Consider the following 15,375-nt stretch of genomic DNA (forward strand, 5'->3'; position numbering starts at 1 on the left):
ATTACTTCTGGCTCATCAAGGCATGGATTGATAGCCTCTTCTGTCACCTTCAAATTGTGAGCGACACGCGTTGAAGATCAGCATCGTCATAACTGTCTACAATTACGAACGGTATGTCGGATTGGCAATCGACAGCGCGTTGAATCAGACCCGTCCGGCGGACGAAATCGTCGTCGTCGACGACGGATCGATCGACGGTTCCCGCCAGATCATCGCCGGCTATGGTGACAGGATTCGAGCCATATTTCAGGCAAATCAGGGCAACATCGCAGCATTCGAAGTTGGGTATCGCGAAGCGACAGGCGATGTACTGCTGTTCCTCGATGCGGACGACATCCTGATGCCGACGGCGGTCGAAAACGTCGCCGCGCACTGGCGTGAAGGTGTTTCGAAAGTTCAGTTCAATCTGGACATCATCGATGGCGCCGGCAGGCGACTTGGGCGCTCGTTTTGTGCGTTTCCTGAATCCTATGCGCCAGACGATGTGCACGCAGAATTTACCCGGTCGGGAACGTACATCTGGCCAGTCATGTCGGGAAATGCGTACTCCCGAGAGTTTCTTCGACAGGTCATCCCCCTCAACCCGCCCGTCGGATATGACGGCGCCCTCAACACGATCGCGCCTCTTTACGGAGACGTGGTCACGGTGCAGGAAACCCTGGGGCAATATCGGCTCCATGGCAGAAATATCAGCCGAAATGACGCGAAGGGCCGGGCGCAGCGCTTTCCGGATTTTCCTAGGCAGATCGGGTTCCGCGTCGCCGAGTTCGATATCCTGAAGGCACATTGCGACAGGAAGTCCATGCACGTGCAAGCGGCACGGCCGATCGATAACGAGATCGTCTTTGTCAACTATCGCCTCGCGTCGCGTAAATTGGGACTGCGCTATGTTGGGCAGGACGCGGACACGTCGAGTTCACTTCTCCGCCGTGGGATATGGCTTGCGCTGACCACGACCACACATTGGCGCGCCGCCGCCTCTCATATCGTCTGGTTCACAGGGTTGTTCTTGAGCCCTTCCTGGCTTGCGTACCAGCTGATCATGCTCCGGTTCAACAGGGCAGAACTCCTGAGGCCGCTCGTCAGGTTCGGAAGTGTCATCCGCCGCAAGCCCGCCTGAGGGGCAACGGCGCAAAGGCAACCGCCTCGTCAGATCTCGTCCCGCGCACTCCGGGCGTCAATCACGCGCTTTCGATCGTACGAATTGTCTCCGGCATTGGCCCGGAAAGACTGGTTGCGCCGACGAGGCGGGCGCGAATTCGTCTGTCGGACTGGCGAAGGCGGATATTTTCCGACAGGCGCAGAACATATTCCTTCGATTTCCACGCAAACCGAGCCGCTCTGTCAAACGCACTAGGCTCGCGGACCGACTCCGCCGCCTTTGCGATCGAAGATGTCAGCGTCGCCTCGAGGCACGGAAAAGGAAACAAGGCATAATTGTGGAGGCCATTTGCCCAGAAGCGGTCCATCTCCCAGTCGATCGGCCGATGGATCGTTGTCACGCTGTCGATGAATCGACGCGCGGCATGGCCGGAGATCAGATACGCTTGCGTTCCCATTGGTGCACGCTCAAACCGCACCAATTCCCGCTGATCCAGCCAGGCCACGTGCTTGCACGGCGCCATGTGTCGTCCATACAGCCGTAGATAGCCGATCTCCGCAGCCTTGCAGATGTCCGGAAGCGATCGAAAGCTGAACCCGGCATCGAGAATGACGTCGTCTTCGATCACAAGTGTCCATGAATTGTCGGCATCTGACGCTGCCACTTGCGCCATGACGCTCATATGACTCGCTGCGCAGCCGATCTCGGCCCGTGAAAGGCCCCTGCCCCAAAAGCGGATGGCCAGCGCTTCATCATATTGCGGGAGCCCCTTGGCCGGCACACGCAAGGCATCAAAGAAGGTCCATGGAATCTCAAGCGACTCCAGATTTGCACTCGCGCGCTCGCGGCGCACGGAACCGGCCAAACTAATCGCCACAATTCTGAGATTGCTGCCCATGGATTGATCAGTCCGACATCCTTGATTGGGAACCGTATTGCACGTGATCTCCAAACGATTACCGCGAACTTGTCTCTGCTGACAAGGACGCGGCACGTGCCCGGCGGTTGCCATGCTGGTGGCCATTTCACATTCTTGTCTCGTAAAGCACAGCGAAATCTGCGGCTATACCGAAAGCCGCCCGCATTCGGACGCCTTGGATCGAACCAACGGCTCCTCACCGACGAGTGTACCTGGCGAAAGTCGCTACGGTCTCAAGCAAGAGAGGCGTGGATGCCATCAAAGCGTCGAATGAACAGCACCATTGCAGCATTGTTCGTCGCATCATTGGTTGTCGGTGGCTCAGTAATTTATCTTGGCCTGAGCAACGATGGTTTGCGACAGCGCCTGCAATTCGTCCCGCTGTTTAAGGAACGCAGCCAGGTCGTCGGCGGCGCCGTCATCGGCCAGAATGGCAGCGGGTTGTATGCGGGCTATACGCTGTCGTGGGGTGATGAATTCAACACTCTCGATATCGTGGGTCCTGCAAACCCTCGCGGCAAGTTCTTCCCGACTGGCGCCTATCATCCAGGCATCCGCGGCAATACCACGTCGCTCGGGACGGCTTTTGATGCCGACCCGCTGACCACAGGCTACAAGGACCGCAACCGCGGCGTCGCGGTCGGCTTCGACAACATGTCGGTCTCCGGCTCGGTCCTGCGCCTCGGAGCGCGCAAGGCAACAGCGCGCGAGCAGGCATTCCTTACGCCGACCGACCGATCCATCAACGAAGGCGTGCGGCCGCACCTCTCCGCGATGATTCATACCGCCGGGGCGTTTGCATACTACCCGACCACCAACGCCGTCATCATCGAGATGCGTGCCCGGTTCAGCCCCAGGCTTACAAATCCGGCCGGCTTTCATCCCGCGTTCTGGACCTATTCGGTCGCACCCGTGCTCAATCCAACCGGCAACGAGTGGGATCTGGAATGCAACTCCCAAGGGATGCACTTCAGCAATATCGTCCATACCTCGGGGGCAATCTCGACCGACAACAGCGCCGGACCATTCGACTATATGGACGGCACGTTCCACGTCTTCAGCTTTGTCTTTCGAAACGGTGGAAACACCCAACTCTACGTCGATGGCGCGCTTCGATCCCAGTTTGCCGGCGTGGATTCCAATACCAAGAATATGCCCTCATTTGTGCTGCTGACGTCACACATATTCAACAACACGTTCGCGGGCGAGGCGTATGACGCCGCAGCATGGGCCAGGTCGGCGACCGGCGCCTATCTCGATGTCGACTGGATCCGCGGCTGGCGGACGACAGGCGTCAAGCATTGGAAGCCGCTGGTTTCGGTCGCAGATCTCAATGTCGATTACGACGGCAACGGCAAGATTGTGCTGCCGAGCGCCAAGGCCCTCTGGGGTGATGCGGGCGTTACTGAATTCGTCCAGGTCGTACCCTATGACAGCTCCGAACCCGGTATGACGGAGCAGACGACGTTTACGCAATTCCCGGAAGGAATTTCGTACGATGCGGTGTCGCGCACGATCAAGGCGGACTTCACCGCCGGCAAGGGCAATGCCGGACGGTCTCATGTCGTCGTTTATGGCTACAAACCTGACGGCTCAACGATGGAGCCCGTGCGATTCTCCATCAATCGCGGTCCGCGCGTGACGACGGGCCCCCTTTCAGCCGCCGCAGGCGACAGCTACCACCACGATGTCTATGCGGAGTGCGATGTCGGGGTCATGATGCCGAAGATCTTGTCCGTCAAAGGACTGCCGCGGGGGCTCTCCTTTGACCGATCCACCGGACTGATCAGCGGCGGCCCAACGGCAACAGGGGTCAGCAAGCTGACAATATCCTGCGCAAACAACGCGGGCCAGACGACAGAGAGGACGACGACGTTCACCGTCCACGCGCACGATGCGGCGAGCCGCCCGGACGGAGGATGATGCTCGACCTTCAACCTTGATCCGTCGGGGCGGAACCGCCAAGAAATTTTGCGAGGGCCTCGGCCACACTCGTGCTCAATGGCCGGCTCAACTTTTCGAAGGGCTTGCTCCAGGCATCGACAAAGGTGCTGATTTTCCCATAATTGTTGTCAAGGACCGAGTGCGGCACATTCAACAACACGCAAAAAATGTGCGTGTGAAGCCGGTCCGTGATCACATAGGCCGACGATCCAACTTGTCTCATTCCGCGGGCTACACGGTTCGACGCCAGAAGGTGAAACCAGCGAATACGCACATCGAGCTCTGACGGCTTCCTGCCCTTGAGCACGAGGAGCGCCGTCTCAAGCAGCGCCTTCACAAACAACCACTTTCCCAAGCCTCGTTGTTCGACGAGCCAGTCCTCGACAACTGCAACGTTTGGGAGCGGAGGGAAACCTTTTCGCTCCACCTTCTCGTGATCGGTTCGGAGCAGCAGCAACAATTTCCTGGTTATTGCTGCTGGCGAGCTCTGCGCCCCCAGACAGAACGCCATATCCGGACAGAGATCGACGGGCGCCGTAAATTCCTTTGTCGCGATATTCAAACTTTGCACGTCGCGGACCAGAATCCGGAACTTTTTATGCGAGTTGATGATGTCCGCGGCGCGCTTGAGACTTGCCGCCGAGGAGAAGTGTATGGTTTGCGGCAACTGGATGATCTGGCGATCCGGAAACTCCGACAGAAGCCTGAGCCGAAACTCCTGATGGCTGGGCCACAGGTCGCCGAAATTGCCCCCACCATGGATAAGGATAGGTCCGGCAGGAACGGCTCTTTCAAACTCTTCCCTTGACCAGGTGTCATAGGTGCAGACGTAGGACGGTGCTCTGCCTAGCTTCTTCTGCAGATAGGTCTCTTCACCCAACCATATGGCGCTGTCGCCCACATTTGAGTGGTTGGGGAAATCCACCAGCGCAAAATTCTCGACGCCCTCCAGATGAGGCCCGATGACCCTGTCGATTTCATTCTGTAACTCGGTAATGAGGGAACGAGAATCCTTCATGGGCTTTTCGGCCATCGTCCTGAGCTCTTCGGCGCCACCGGTCGCATCACAGCATCGAACCGCTTCTGATGCATCACCCAAACTTCGCATTCGACAAACCCACTTCTGCCATTGCGGCGAGGCACTCGCTACGGTTGCGCGAACGACTTGACCGCAACGCCGGACTTTTGCGCTGCCGAACTTCCCATGTCGGTCATTCGATCTTTCGCACTCAGCCGGCTTCTGCCTCTAACACGCGTGCTCCCTCGGCGTCCCTGCCGATGCGGAAGCTGATCGGGTTCCAGAGCACGGAATAGATCGGCTTAGCAGCCAAAAGGCAAGTCTCGGCAACGCCGCCTTAGCGACAACACCGCACATATTCATGACAAAAATCGAATCTATTGAAGTCCTAAGGCAGGCAAATGTGTTCATCGCAACGAACATAGGCATCGAGCCTACGGGAGTGCCGCTTCTTGCAGCAAGCCCGCACCCAGGTGCGTTAGCGAGTTCGGAGTGAACTGCATGATTGGTTTGTTGAAAGACTACGTAAAGGCACGCCTGCTCGATAACGACTTTATGATATCCGGCACCTCAAAGGAGGAGGAGCTCAGGGAGTTCTTCCGGGACCTTTTCCCTGTCGTGACGGACAAGAAGTTGATTCGACTGGGCGGATCGGCTGATGGCGGCTATCTGGTTCCGGACGACCTAGATGGATGCGTCGGCTGCTTTTCGCCGGGCGTCTACAACGTCTCTGACTTCGAGCTCGGCCTTGCCGAACGCGGCATCCCATGTTTCCTCGCTGACTTCTCGGTGGATGCACCCGCGATCCACAATGACCTCCTCGATTTCGAAAAGAAATTCCTCGGAAACGAAAACAATGCCAAGTTCATGACTCTAGAGAACTGGATGTCGAGAAAGGGCCCTCACACCGGCGACCTCATCCTCCAGATGGACATTGAAGGCGGCGAGTACGAAGTTCTCATTGAAACGAGCTGGGAGTACTTGAAGCGCTTCAGGATCATAATCATCGAGTTCCATTCCTTGGACAGAATTCTCAATCCGATCGGACTCAAGCTGATCGGCGCTGTTTTCAAGAAGATCACCAAGCACTTCGACGTCGTACACATTCATCCAAACAATTACTTCAAACCCATCGAATACAGGGACTTCAAGGTCCCGCCGATCATGGAATTCTCGTTCTTGCGCAAGGATCGCGTTTCTCGCCGGACACCTGCGAGAAGGTTTCCTCACGACCTCGATAGGAGAAACGTCGCAAACAGGGATGATGTCGTGCTGCCGAAATGCTGGGTCGCTCCGGAGTGATCGCCCCCGTGGCCGCACCGATGAATCGCGCCAGCCGCTGACAGCGGGCGCGCGGATGCGCGACCGTTGGCTCGCAATGATGAGGCGCGGTCCCTATTCCCCCGCCTGACGGTTTTCGCTGAGATATGCCTGATAGGCCAACTTGAGCCCATCCTCGAGCGAGGTCTTGGCCCGCCAACCCAGCTTCGCCAACCGGTTGACGTCGAGCAATTTGCGTGGGGTGCCGTCGGGGCGCGAGGTGTCAAAGCTGATCTCGCCGGAATAGCCGACGGTCGCCGCGACTAGGCGTGCAAATTCGGCGATCGCAATGTCCACGCCGGTGCCGATGTTGACGAGCTCGCCGCTCGAATAGATCTTCATCAGGTGGATGCAGGCGTCCGCCAGATCGTCGACAAAGAGGAATTCGCGCCGCGGCGTGCCGGTGCCCCACACCACGACGTTCTTCGCCCCCGACGTCTTGGCCTCATGGAAGCGGCGGATCAACGCCGCGACGACGTGGCTGTATTCGGGATGATAGTTGTCGCCGCGACCGTAAAGGTTGGTCGGCATCACACTGATGAAGTTTGAACCATACTGGCTGCGATAGGCCTCGACCATCTTGATGCCGGCGATCTTGGCGATCGCGTAGGGTTCGTTGGTTGGCTCCAGCGGGCCAGTCAGCATCGACTCTTCGCGCAGCGGCTGGACTGCCAGTTTGGGGTAGATGCAGGAGGAGCCAAAGAACATCAGCTTCTCGCATCGATTGACATGCGCAGCGTGAATGACGTTGGCCGCGATCGCGAGATTTTCGTAGAGGAACTCGGCGCGCAGCGTATTGTTGGCGACGATGCCGCCGACCTTGGCGGCAGCAAGGAACACTGCCTGCGGACGCCTTGCAGCGAACCATCCATCGACGGCGGCCTGGTCACGCAGGTCAACCTCGCTCCGCGACACCGTCAGCAGCTCGACATTTTCCGTCGCAAGCCGCCTCACCAACGCGGAGCCAACCATGCCGCGATGGCCGGCGACGAAGACGGTCTTGCCGGCAAGTTCAAATGGATTGCTTGCCATTGGCAACCTCTCGCCTGGCCTCGAACAAATCGGAAGCCACCATTTCCTTGACCAGTTGCGCGAACGGGGTCCTGGATTTCCAGCCGAGCTTCTCGCGCGCCTTGCTGGGATCGCCGATCAGGAGATCGACCTCGGTAGGACGGAAATAGGTCGGATCGATTCGCACGACGATCCTGCCTGACTTCTTGTCGATACCGGTTTCCTCGACGCCCTTGCCCCGCCATTCGACTTTGCGGCCGACTTCGGCAAAGGCGAGCTCCACGAACTCGCGCACCGAGCGGGTCTCCCCGGTTGCCAGCACGAAATCGTCGGGCCGGTCGGCCTGCAGGACCATGTGCATGCCTTCGACATAATCCCTGGCGTGGCCCCAGTCGCGCTTGGCCTCGAGATTCCCGAGATACAACGTCTCTTCGAGGCCCGTCTCGATACGGGCAACTGCACGCGTGATCTTGCGGGTGACGAAGGTTTCGCCGCGGATCGGGCTCTCGTGGTTGAAGAGAATGCCGTTCGAGGCGAACATGCCGTAGGCCTCGCGGTAGTTCACCGTGATCCAATAGGCGTAGAGCTTCGCCACCGCGTAAGGGGAGCGCGGGTAAAAGGGAGTCGTTTCCTTCTGCGGCACTTCCTGCACGAGGCCGTAGAGCTCGGAGGTGGACGCCTGATAGAACCGCGTCTCCTTTTCCATGCCAAGAATGCGGATCGCCTCCAATAGCCGCAGCGTTCCGATCGCGTCAGCATTCGCGGTGTACTCCGGGCTCTCGAAACTGACCGCCACATGGCTCTGTGCAGCCAGATTGTAGATCTCGGTTGGCCGGATCTGCTGCATCAGGCGGATCAGGTTTGTCGAATCCGTCATGTCGCCGTAATGCATCAGGAATGGCACATCGCCGGCATGCGGATCCTGATAGAGATGATCGACACGGGCGGTGTTGAAGGAGGACGATCGCCGCTTGATGCCGTGGACGATGTAGCCCAGGCCAACCAGATACTCAGCGAGATAGGCACCGTCCTGACCGGTGACGCCCGTAATCAGCGCGACGCGGCGCTTCGACCTTTCATTCATATTGCTCACCCGACTGCTTAATTGTCATCGACGATTTTCCCATTTTCCCGAACCTGTTGGCGATTGCGCCGAGGATTCGCAGGATCTCACGCTCGGGCCCGGCCGGCGAGCCTGTCGCTCGCCAGAATCCAAAGAGTGACCCGACATAGGCAAGCGCGCTCACGAGAACAACAGCGATCAACCGAGCATAGACGTGAGACTCATGGCCAACAGATGTGATGAAGGCCAAATTGGTCAGAAGACCGACAATGATCATCGTGCAGGTGGACAAAGCGGTCCTCAGATTCACGAGAAATTGCCGGGAGACAGAAGTGTCGATCAATTCGCGGACCAGGACCATGTTGTAGACGACACCGCCGAGCGTAACCGCCACGCGAGCTACCAGCAGGCCAAGTAACCCTCCTACCCACAGGCCCGCAACAATGACAGGCAGCCTCACGATTAGGATCGCAACGTCGCGATGAAATAACCTGCGCGTCTGCCCAAGCGCCAGACCAAGGGGTTGGACGGTCGCGCTGAGCGTATGCAACGCAATTGCACCACCGAGGAGCTGGATCACGATTGTCGCGCCTGCCCAGGCCTCACCCAGCACAAGCGGAACGAATTGATCGGCGATCAACGCGAAACCGAACCCGGCCGGAAAGGCGATCGCACACAGCATTGCTTGCGCCGACAGATAAGCTCGTTGAAGGGCGGCCTTGTCGTCCCTCAGCCTCACGAACGCGGGAAACAGCGTCCCGGCAAGCGGATTTGTTGCTTCTCGTGTCGGCGTCGCGGCCAGGTCGCTGCCCAGCACATATCCACCCAGGGCGGATTTCCCGAGAAAATATCCAATGATGATCTGGTCGAAACGCCAGTTCAGCGTGCTGACGGCCTGTCCGAGCGATAGCCACACAGAGAACGAGAATAGAGAGCGGCTACCCTTTATCCGGAATTTCGGTCGGAACGGCTGGATCAGATAAGAGGCGACGACATCGATGAAGTTGGCGACGACAGCCCCGGCGATCAGCGCCCAGTAGCTCCTGAAGCAAATGGCGATCCCGGAGGAGACGAGGATGGTAGCGAGCGCCCGGCTGCTGCTCGTCACAAATTCCTGCCAGAAGACGAGTTGACGCTGCATCATCGCTAGCATCGGATTTCGAAGGCCGGATATCACGATCGAACAGCTCAGGACCAACAGGATCGGAATCAAACGTCCATCGCCGTAGGACAAAGACACCGGATAAGCGAGCAACGACAGCAAGAGTGCGAGCAAGCAGGCGCGAGCCAGGCTCAACGTCCATGCGGCGTGGAATTGATCTTCACTTGGATCCTTATGGTGAATGAGCGCCGATGCCAGGGACAGTTCAGTCATCGACGTCAGAACAGCAATGATGGCCGTCGCGACGGCAACCAGGCCGAAATCCTCCGGCGTGAGCATTCTTGCCAATATGAGCGTGTTCAGGAAGCCGAGACTGGCAACCACCAGCCGGCTCACGCCGATCCAGGCAGCTCCGATGGCGATTGAATTTTTCGACAAAGGGAGCGCCGTACGCGCACCAATAGCGACCATTTTCAATGCTCGTTCATTGACAGATGGTCTCCAGTGCGCGCTCGAAGATGTCAGGCGCAACCTCGAAATCGAATGGACTGGGCCCAAACGCTCCCTGCGGGCGCGTTCCCTGGCTATCCCCCACGATGTAAGAATAGTCCGCGCCGGCGGACGTTGCGATCGTGTAGTAGTAGGGATGCACGTGGTCTGAAGGGATCAGCTCCAGGACTTTCGTTCCAGGCGAGCAGAATACGAGATTGGTCAGCCCCGCACCATGTGGGCCAACGACAATCGAGCATTCCGAGAAAAACGCCGCTTCATCCTCAACGTCATCAAAGTCGTAGATCTGGAAGCCGAACTTTTTCAGTGCAGGCATCAGCTCTTCTTCGTTGGCAATCTTCCTTTGTCCTTTGCGCGGAACGTATACGCGCCTGTCGTGACGAAGCGGCGACTTGGCTACCTGTAAGCGGAAGAACTCCGTAAGCCATGGCGCATAGTTCCGTCGCAAGCCTGGAAACGAAGTGCCGATTACGAGATCGGCCTGGATATCCTCCTGGGCTGCCCACACGCACTTGTGCATTGGAATTCCAAGCCGGCGAACGAGTTTGGCTGCCGTTTCGGACGCAGGCTTGGGCAAATAGACCCAATCGACATCATCGAGCGACAGGCCACTTTTCTGAAATAGCGCCAAGCGTCCCAGGCAGTCGAGCAGGAAGTGCCCATAGTTTCCTCCGGCGAAATCACTCGCCAGCGAGAGACAGGTGCCGCTTAGCGGCAGCGGCGTCCCGTAGGCAATTGATCGCGGATGGCGCGAGAACGACGATCCGTACCAGGTGCTCTCGTAGAGCAGCGATCCATCCTCCGTCACGAGCCAGCCGTCGGGACCGAGGATGCGGGCCTTGTCCAGGCGGAGAATGCCTAGCTCGGGCATTCTGTTGTCAACGCTTTCACCGAAACCTGCGTCGCGGCTGCCGAATCGAACCGGCGGCTTCCGCGCCAGTACCTCTTCCTCGACGGCAGTCAGCCAAGTATGCGGATGTTCACTTCGCCACGTGCGATGATCACAAAGCCGGCTCGGGCTGCCGCGCAATGCACCACGGAGGATTTGCCTGACGGCGCGAACCTTTGAGTTCATGGACGACTACCATTGCAAGAGACACTGACCGTGACAGGCAAGCCCGCATGACGGCTCACCTGCCACGGCCAAAGCAAAATTCAGACCGACCATCGGACAGCGTGCCGATCGCAATCAGCGGTACTCGGCTTGATCCAGATCAGACGGAGCTTGATGCAACCTTTGGATGCACCCCTCCGATCAGCGGCGCACATGCAGCGACAATAGACGGCAAGATCTGGCTTTTTTTGGTTGGATCACCGTGGTGTCGCAAGCAACTGGGACTTCTTTGGGGCCGACCTCGCCCGCGACTTCAGCCGTCAGTTTGCTGCCCAGCAGATAGTTCCCTTCACGCGGCACCGCCGGCAGCGCAAATTCGATCACGCTGACGCCATCTTCCCCTTCCTTGCGAGAGACCTGTTGCAGCGGCTTCTTTGCCGATGCGACCATGACGCCGGTTGTTGCATCGAAGACGTAGGCATGAAGCGTTCGATTTGTCGGATAGTCGTCCGGAATCTTGATCGGAATTTCGATCTTGAGCGGATCGGTTGTGCTCAGTGACAATACCCCCGCATCCGGCTTCTTATCCGCTACCACATTCGTAACATTAAGGAATGTCGGCTTGGGCATGTCGTTGAGCGCCGCCCTATATCCAAATTCATTCGGATCCGGTGTCACGTCGCTCGGGCCGCATTTTCGGCTTCCCCGCTCAGAGGACGTGAACTGGCAGACGCGAACGTAGTCGATCTTGAACGTCTGCGGAAAAGCCGCGTCATCGATCCCGTGCCGGCCGGCCCAGGCTGCTCCGCCGATGGCGAAATTGAGATCGATGTGCGCCGGCGGCCCCAACTGGCCGTCCTTCCTGAGCCACTGATACATGCGCGTGTAGACGAGACGGCCGTCCCAGAAGAACGAAATGCGGTCAGGAGCCCAAACGAAGCCAGCAATATGCCAGTCCTTGTTCAGATCCTCCTTGCTGACCATGTCCTGAAACCTGAGCACGAACGAGTTGTCCAGATACGTGTAGGACTGCGGCGTCCACTTATCTTTACTCATGGCATTCGAGTGCAGCATGTTCGGCTTGTCTTCCACGCCATTGATGACGTACTCGAAAATGTCGATCTCCGGCGGATGCCAGAACTTTCCATCGATGTCGTAATCGGCTTCGAGCCAGAATGCCGGCCACGATCCCCGCGCATTCGGAAGAAAGACCCGCGCTTCATAGTAGCCGTAGTAGAATGTCTGATGGCTCCGGATCATCGCGGAATCGAACGTGTCCGTCCCCTCATTCTTTTTTGCAGTCAGATTCAGCGCACCTTCGGACACCACGTGGTTGTCGCGGTAGCGCTGCTTTTCATCGTTGAAACGATCCATCGTTTCGTTGTTGTAGATGTATCGGGTGGCCCATTTGGTTCGATCAAGCTTGTCGCCGTTGAACTCATCCGAAAAAACCAGCTCCCAGCCAGCGCACCAGGCCGGCGTTGCGGATCCGAGTGCAACGAGTATGGAGGCGACACAAAGGACTTGCCTGCGCACGGCTGCGATCATCAACGAGGTCCTTTCGGTTCGGCTGTTAGCCCGGCCGGGAAACGCTGTGCCGGTCCAATGCGCAAAGACGATGGCAACGGTGACGCTGCCACGTCGCAAGCCGGGACAATCAAGCGCACGGCTCTGCGGCTTTTTCCCGAATAGACAGTCAACTTGCGATCGTTTTGGGGCGCTGACTGGTCGAACAATCAAGAACATTTGACTGTTCCTCGATCAGGTTCCCTCCCTGAGTGCCGTCGAGTGCTTGAATGACCGGCCGGACGGCAGGTTTCGCTTCCGAGGCCCTATCGAGCCGTTTTCGAATCTGTCCCGTCACCTTCACTTCAAGGAAGCGATGGCTGATCGTTGCAACGATAAGCGACGGCGGAAGCGAGACCAGGAGGAAAAACAGTTGCGATCCGCTCCCCAATGCATCGACCATGCCCGTTCGATACATGATCAGCTTGACCCCGGCCATGACGATCGGCGGCCAGAGATAAAAACTGAAGCTGATCGTTCCCAGCCACTGCATCACCTGCCAACGCAGCATTCTTCCGAACAGACCGTTTCCTCGGGACATGCCTAGCAGGAAAATAGTCCCGAAGACGCCACCAAGAACAACAAATGGAAAAGCAGAGATCCAGTCATGGAATGACAAATATGCTGGCGTGACAAAGCCAACGTAGTCTGTTGCGCTGGCAAGCTCGAGGCCTCTCCAGACAGTCAGGAACAGCACGAAGAAGATCGCCGGGTACTTCGCCAGGGATTGCAACAAGGTCGACGATAGGTACTTCTCCGCAATGAGCACGCCACCAATCATCAGGAGCGCGCGGGGATAGTACACGAGCAAGATCAGCGAACTGACGGCTAATGCCAAGGCCAGCGGCCGACTGACGCCGCTGGTCAGGAAAACGACAGCACATACTGCATAGAACAGGAATTCGTATCCGAGCGACCACGCGGCGGGATTGATCTGGATGATGTCAATAAATGGAGGCGGCGCCAATAGATTTGCACCAACCAGCAGCGGACTTGGAGCCTTTCCTGAAAGCCAGCCAAAAATAGCGATCGCGAACACGGTCGCCCAGAGCACAGGAAGAATCCTCGCATAGCGATCAAGAATAAAGGTCACGACCGAGGATGCCCGATACAGGCTTGGCAGAATCACGATTCCACTGATGCCGAAGAAGAACTCGACACCGAATTTTCCGGTCTGCAGCGCTTCTCCCAACAGCCCCCTGGCAAACAGATCGAACGTCGGGAGGCCGGAATGAACGACGTGATAGACGAATACCATGAGGCAAAACAAACCTCTGGCACCATGAACGTAAGGGTTAAATCTTGCGCTCGTGTCGTGTTCCATGTGGGAAGTCACTACAGGCTCAAGTATAGAGGGTGAACAGCCTCACGAGCGAGACCAAGATCGACCGCGATCGTTGCCCTGCGCTCAGACGTACCCACCAACCGAGGCGCCAAGAAGCAGTAATCGACGAGTCCTAACATGGTGAGCCTCGACACATTCCCAGCCAGAACCTCGTCTAACAAGCGCGCTGCAGCAGCGTCAAGCGACGAGACCAACAGCGTCATTTTCGCGCATATCGCCTTCATTCTGTGCATTTGCATGCAGCGCTTCGGACTCCTCATCGGAACCGGACAGATCTTCTTTTCGCTGTTCGGATTCTTCGCGCTCGTCGCGTGGGGATGGTGGGTTGGTCTGGTGAGCATTCGCGGGCCGCAGACTCTCGCATTCGGACTCGTCGTCGTCTGGTTTCTCTTCAGCGCGGTCGCCGCAGCCGAATCTCCCGATCGCGGTGTCGAGACCAGTGCGGCATCACTTGCGATGGTTCTTGTCACGAATTCGATCTTCCTGTTCGGACCCTCGACGAGATTCTCGAACGAGGCGGTCCTTCCCGTCTTCCTGTTCTATGTTCGCCTGTGCGCCGTTCTGGCAATCGTCCAGATCGTTCTTCAATTCGGCGGAATACGCATCTTCTCGTTCAAGGATGCAATCCCGGCGCTCGATCCGGTCCTCGTCGAGTCCGCCTACAATCAAAATGCGGTGGAATTTTATGGGTCTTTGAATCGGCGCGCGAACGGATTTTTCCCGATGGAGCCGGGAGCGCTGTCTCAATTGCTCGCTATAGGTGTTATCGTCGATGTGTTCGTTTTGCGGCGACTTGCCTATCTTCCGTTGTACGCCATCTCGTACGTGCTCACTCGGTCCGGATCTGGCCTCCTGGTGCTCGTCGTGTCCCTCGGCGCCTATCCCCTGATTGCTCCGCTCAAATCACTGCGGGTTATCGCCATCGGGGCGGCCGTTGCTTTGGTGATCGGCACAACGTATCTCGTTGCACCGGAACCTTTTGATCCCATCGTTAGTAGGCTTGATGAATTCAGTTCAACCAAGTCGAGCGGCTATGCTCGCTACGTCGCACAACTACAGACCTGGGACTATCTCTTTCAGACCGACAGAGTGCTTATCGGCTCCGGGCCCGGCGGGTTGGAACGGTCGCCCGCCTACTTTGGCGGCAGCGGAAATCCCGTTCTCAAGCTCGTCGCGGATTACGGAATTATCGGGCTACTGATTTTCCTGTTCTATCTCATCCTCTCGATATTCAGGAAAGACAACTCGATGCTCGCATTGACAATGCTGGCCTGCTATCAGCTCGGCGGCGGCAACCTCGCGATGGCTCCATTCCTGATCATGATGGCAATGCTGTGCGTATGGTCGCAGCCGCCAGGCGCCGGCCTCAGGTCGATCCGTCCCAAAGCTGCCGTCTGACCGAAGTGTCCCAGCCCTGCCCT

At 57.7% G+C, this 15,375-nt stretch carries 12 protein-coding genes; 4 read left to right on the plus strand and 8 right to left on the minus strand.

Going from position 1 to position 15,375, the window contains the following annotated elements; genetic code table 11:
- The first annotated feature begins 70 nt into the window (after positions 1 to 70).
- Positions 71 to 1,120 carry a glycosyltransferase family 2 protein gene (locus ACNJX8_RS32390; protein WP_439358084.1) on the plus strand — a complete coding sequence of 350 codons (1,050 nt, stop codon included), beginning with the start codon at positions 71 to 73 and terminating at the stop codon, positions 1,118 to 1,120.
- Between the two features lie 61 nt (positions 1,121 to 1,181).
- Here the strand turns inward: ACNJX8_RS32390 and ACNJX8_RS32395 are convergent, their stop codons facing one another.
- Positions 1,182 to 2,126 (minus strand): glycosyltransferase family 25 protein, encoded by a 945-nt coding sequence (locus tag ACNJX8_RS32395; protein WP_439358085.1) that lies wholly within the window; start codon positions 2,124 to 2,126, stop codon positions 1,182 to 1,184.
- A 165-nt stretch (positions 2,127 to 2,291) separates the two neighbouring features.
- Here ACNJX8_RS32395 and ACNJX8_RS32400 point away from each other — a divergent pair, with 165 nt between their 5' ends.
- Entirely contained in the window at positions 2,292 to 3,944 is a 1,653-nt protein-coding gene (locus ACNJX8_RS32400) for a putative Ig domain-containing protein (RefSeq protein WP_439358086.1), read from the plus strand.
- A gap of 10 nt (positions 3,945 to 3,954) precedes the next feature.
- Here the strand turns inward: ACNJX8_RS32400 and ACNJX8_RS32405 are convergent, their stop codons facing one another.
- A complete protein-coding gene (locus ACNJX8_RS32405) occupies positions 3,955 to 4,998 on the minus strand; it encodes a polysaccharide pyruvyl transferase family protein (protein WP_164939178.1) in 1,044 nt (347 codons plus the stop codon).
- 486 nt (positions 4,999 to 5,484) lie between these two features.
- On the opposite strand from ACNJX8_RS32405, the gene ACNJX8_RS32410 reads away from it, so the two are divergent.
- A complete protein-coding gene (locus tag ACNJX8_RS32410; RefSeq protein ID WP_439358087.1) occupies positions 5,485 to 6,285 on the plus strand; it encodes an FkbM family methyltransferase in 801 nt (266 codons plus the stop codon).
- Positions 6,286 to 6,378: 93 nt separating this feature from the next.
- Here ACNJX8_RS32410 and fcl read toward each other — a convergent pair whose 3' ends face one another.
- The 6 genes from fcl to ACNJX8_RS32440 form a co-directional block, all read right to left on the minus strand.
- Complete coding sequence (gene fcl, locus ACNJX8_RS32415) at positions 6,379 to 7,335, minus strand: GDP-L-fucose synthase (RefSeq protein WP_439358088.1); 957 nt, start codon at positions 7,333 to 7,335, stop codon at positions 6,379 to 6,381.
- The gene (gene gmd, locus ACNJX8_RS32420; protein ID WP_128935712.1) at positions 7,316 to 8,398 is read right to left on the minus strand and encodes a GDP-mannose 4,6-dehydratase; all 1,083 of its coding nucleotides are present in this window, start codon (positions 8,396 to 8,398) and stop codon (positions 7,316 to 7,318) included. The genes fcl and gmd overlap by 20 nt, the downstream gene beginning before the upstream one ends.
- On the minus strand, positions 8,391 to 9,950 hold the full coding sequence (locus ACNJX8_RS32425) for a lipopolysaccharide biosynthesis protein (protein ID WP_439358089.1): 1,560 nt from the start codon (positions 9,948 to 9,950) through the stop codon (positions 8,391 to 8,393). The genes gmd and ACNJX8_RS32425 overlap by 8 nt, the downstream gene beginning before the upstream one ends.
- A 13-nt stretch (positions 9,951 to 9,963) precedes the next feature.
- A complete protein-coding gene (locus ACNJX8_RS32430) occupies positions 9,964 to 11,064 on the minus strand; it encodes a glycosyltransferase family 61 protein (RefSeq protein WP_439358090.1) in 1,101 nt (366 codons plus the stop codon).
- Positions 11,065 to 11,244: 180 nt separating this feature from the next.
- Positions 11,245 to 12,789, minus strand: coding sequence for a glycoside hydrolase family 16 protein (locus ACNJX8_RS32435; RefSeq protein WP_439358091.1), 1,545 nt, complete (start codon positions 12,787 to 12,789; stop codon positions 11,245 to 11,247).
- A complete protein-coding gene (locus tag ACNJX8_RS32440; protein ID WP_439358093.1) occupies positions 12,740 to 13,933 on the minus strand; it encodes an acyltransferase family protein in 1,194 nt (397 codons plus the stop codon). Before ACNJX8_RS32440 ends, ACNJX8_RS32435 begins: the two co-directional genes overlap by 50 nt.
- A 138-nt stretch (positions 13,934 to 14,071) precedes the next feature.
- Here ACNJX8_RS32440 and ACNJX8_RS32445 point away from each other — a divergent pair, with 138 nt between their 5' ends.
- A complete protein-coding gene (locus ACNJX8_RS32445) occupies positions 14,072 to 15,352 on the plus strand; it encodes a hypothetical protein (protein WP_128938145.1) in 1,281 nt (426 codons plus the stop codon).
- Positions 15,353 to 15,375 lie beyond the last annotated feature (23 nt).

Source organism: Bradyrhizobium sp. SPXBL-04, from assembly GCF_051853035.1.
GTDB classification, from domain to species: Bacteria; Pseudomonadota; Alphaproteobacteria; order Rhizobiales; family Xanthobacteraceae; genus Bradyrhizobium; species Bradyrhizobium zhanjiangense.

Coding starts and splice junctions, on each gene's coding strand:
- ACNJX8_RS32430 (WP_439358090.1), bottom strand. CDS start 11,064: ATGAACTCAAAGGTTCGCGCCGTCAGGCAAATCCTCCGTGGTGCATTG.
- ACNJX8_RS32400 (WP_439358086.1), top strand. CDS start 2,292: ATGAACAGCACCATTGCAGCATTGTTCGTCGCATCATTGGTTGTCGGT.
- fcl (WP_439358088.1), bottom strand. CDS start 7,335: ATGGCAAGCAATCCATTTGAACTTGCCGGCAAGACCGTCTTCGTCGCC.
- ACNJX8_RS32395 (WP_439358085.1), bottom strand. CDS start 2,126: ATGGCCACCAGCATGGCAACCGCCGGGCACGTGCCGCGTCCTTGTCAG.
- ACNJX8_RS32425 (WP_439358089.1), bottom strand. CDS start 9,950: ATGGTCGCTATTGGTGCGCGTACGGCGCTCCCTTTGTCGAAAAATTCA.
- ACNJX8_RS32435 (WP_439358091.1), bottom strand. CDS start 12,789: ATGTTCTTGATTGTTCGACCAGTCAGCGCCCCAAAACGATCGCAAGTT.
- ACNJX8_RS32445 (WP_128938145.1), top strand. CDS start 14,072: ATGGTGAGCCTCGACACATTCCCAGCCAGAACCTCGTCTAACAAGCGC.
- ACNJX8_RS32440 (WP_439358093.1), bottom strand. CDS start 13,933: ATGGAACACGACACGAGCGCAAGATTTAACCCTTACGTTCATGGTGCC.
- ACNJX8_RS32405 (WP_164939178.1), bottom strand. CDS start 4,998: ATGGCCGAAAAGCCCATGAAGGATTCTCGTTCCCTCATTACCGAGTTA.
- gmd (WP_128935712.1), bottom strand. CDS start 8,398: ATGAATGAAAGGTCGAAGCGCCGCGTCGCGCTGATTACGGGCGTCACC.
- ACNJX8_RS32410 (WP_439358087.1), top strand. CDS start 5,485: ATGATTGGTTTGTTGAAAGACTACGTAAAGGCACGCCTGCTCGATAAC.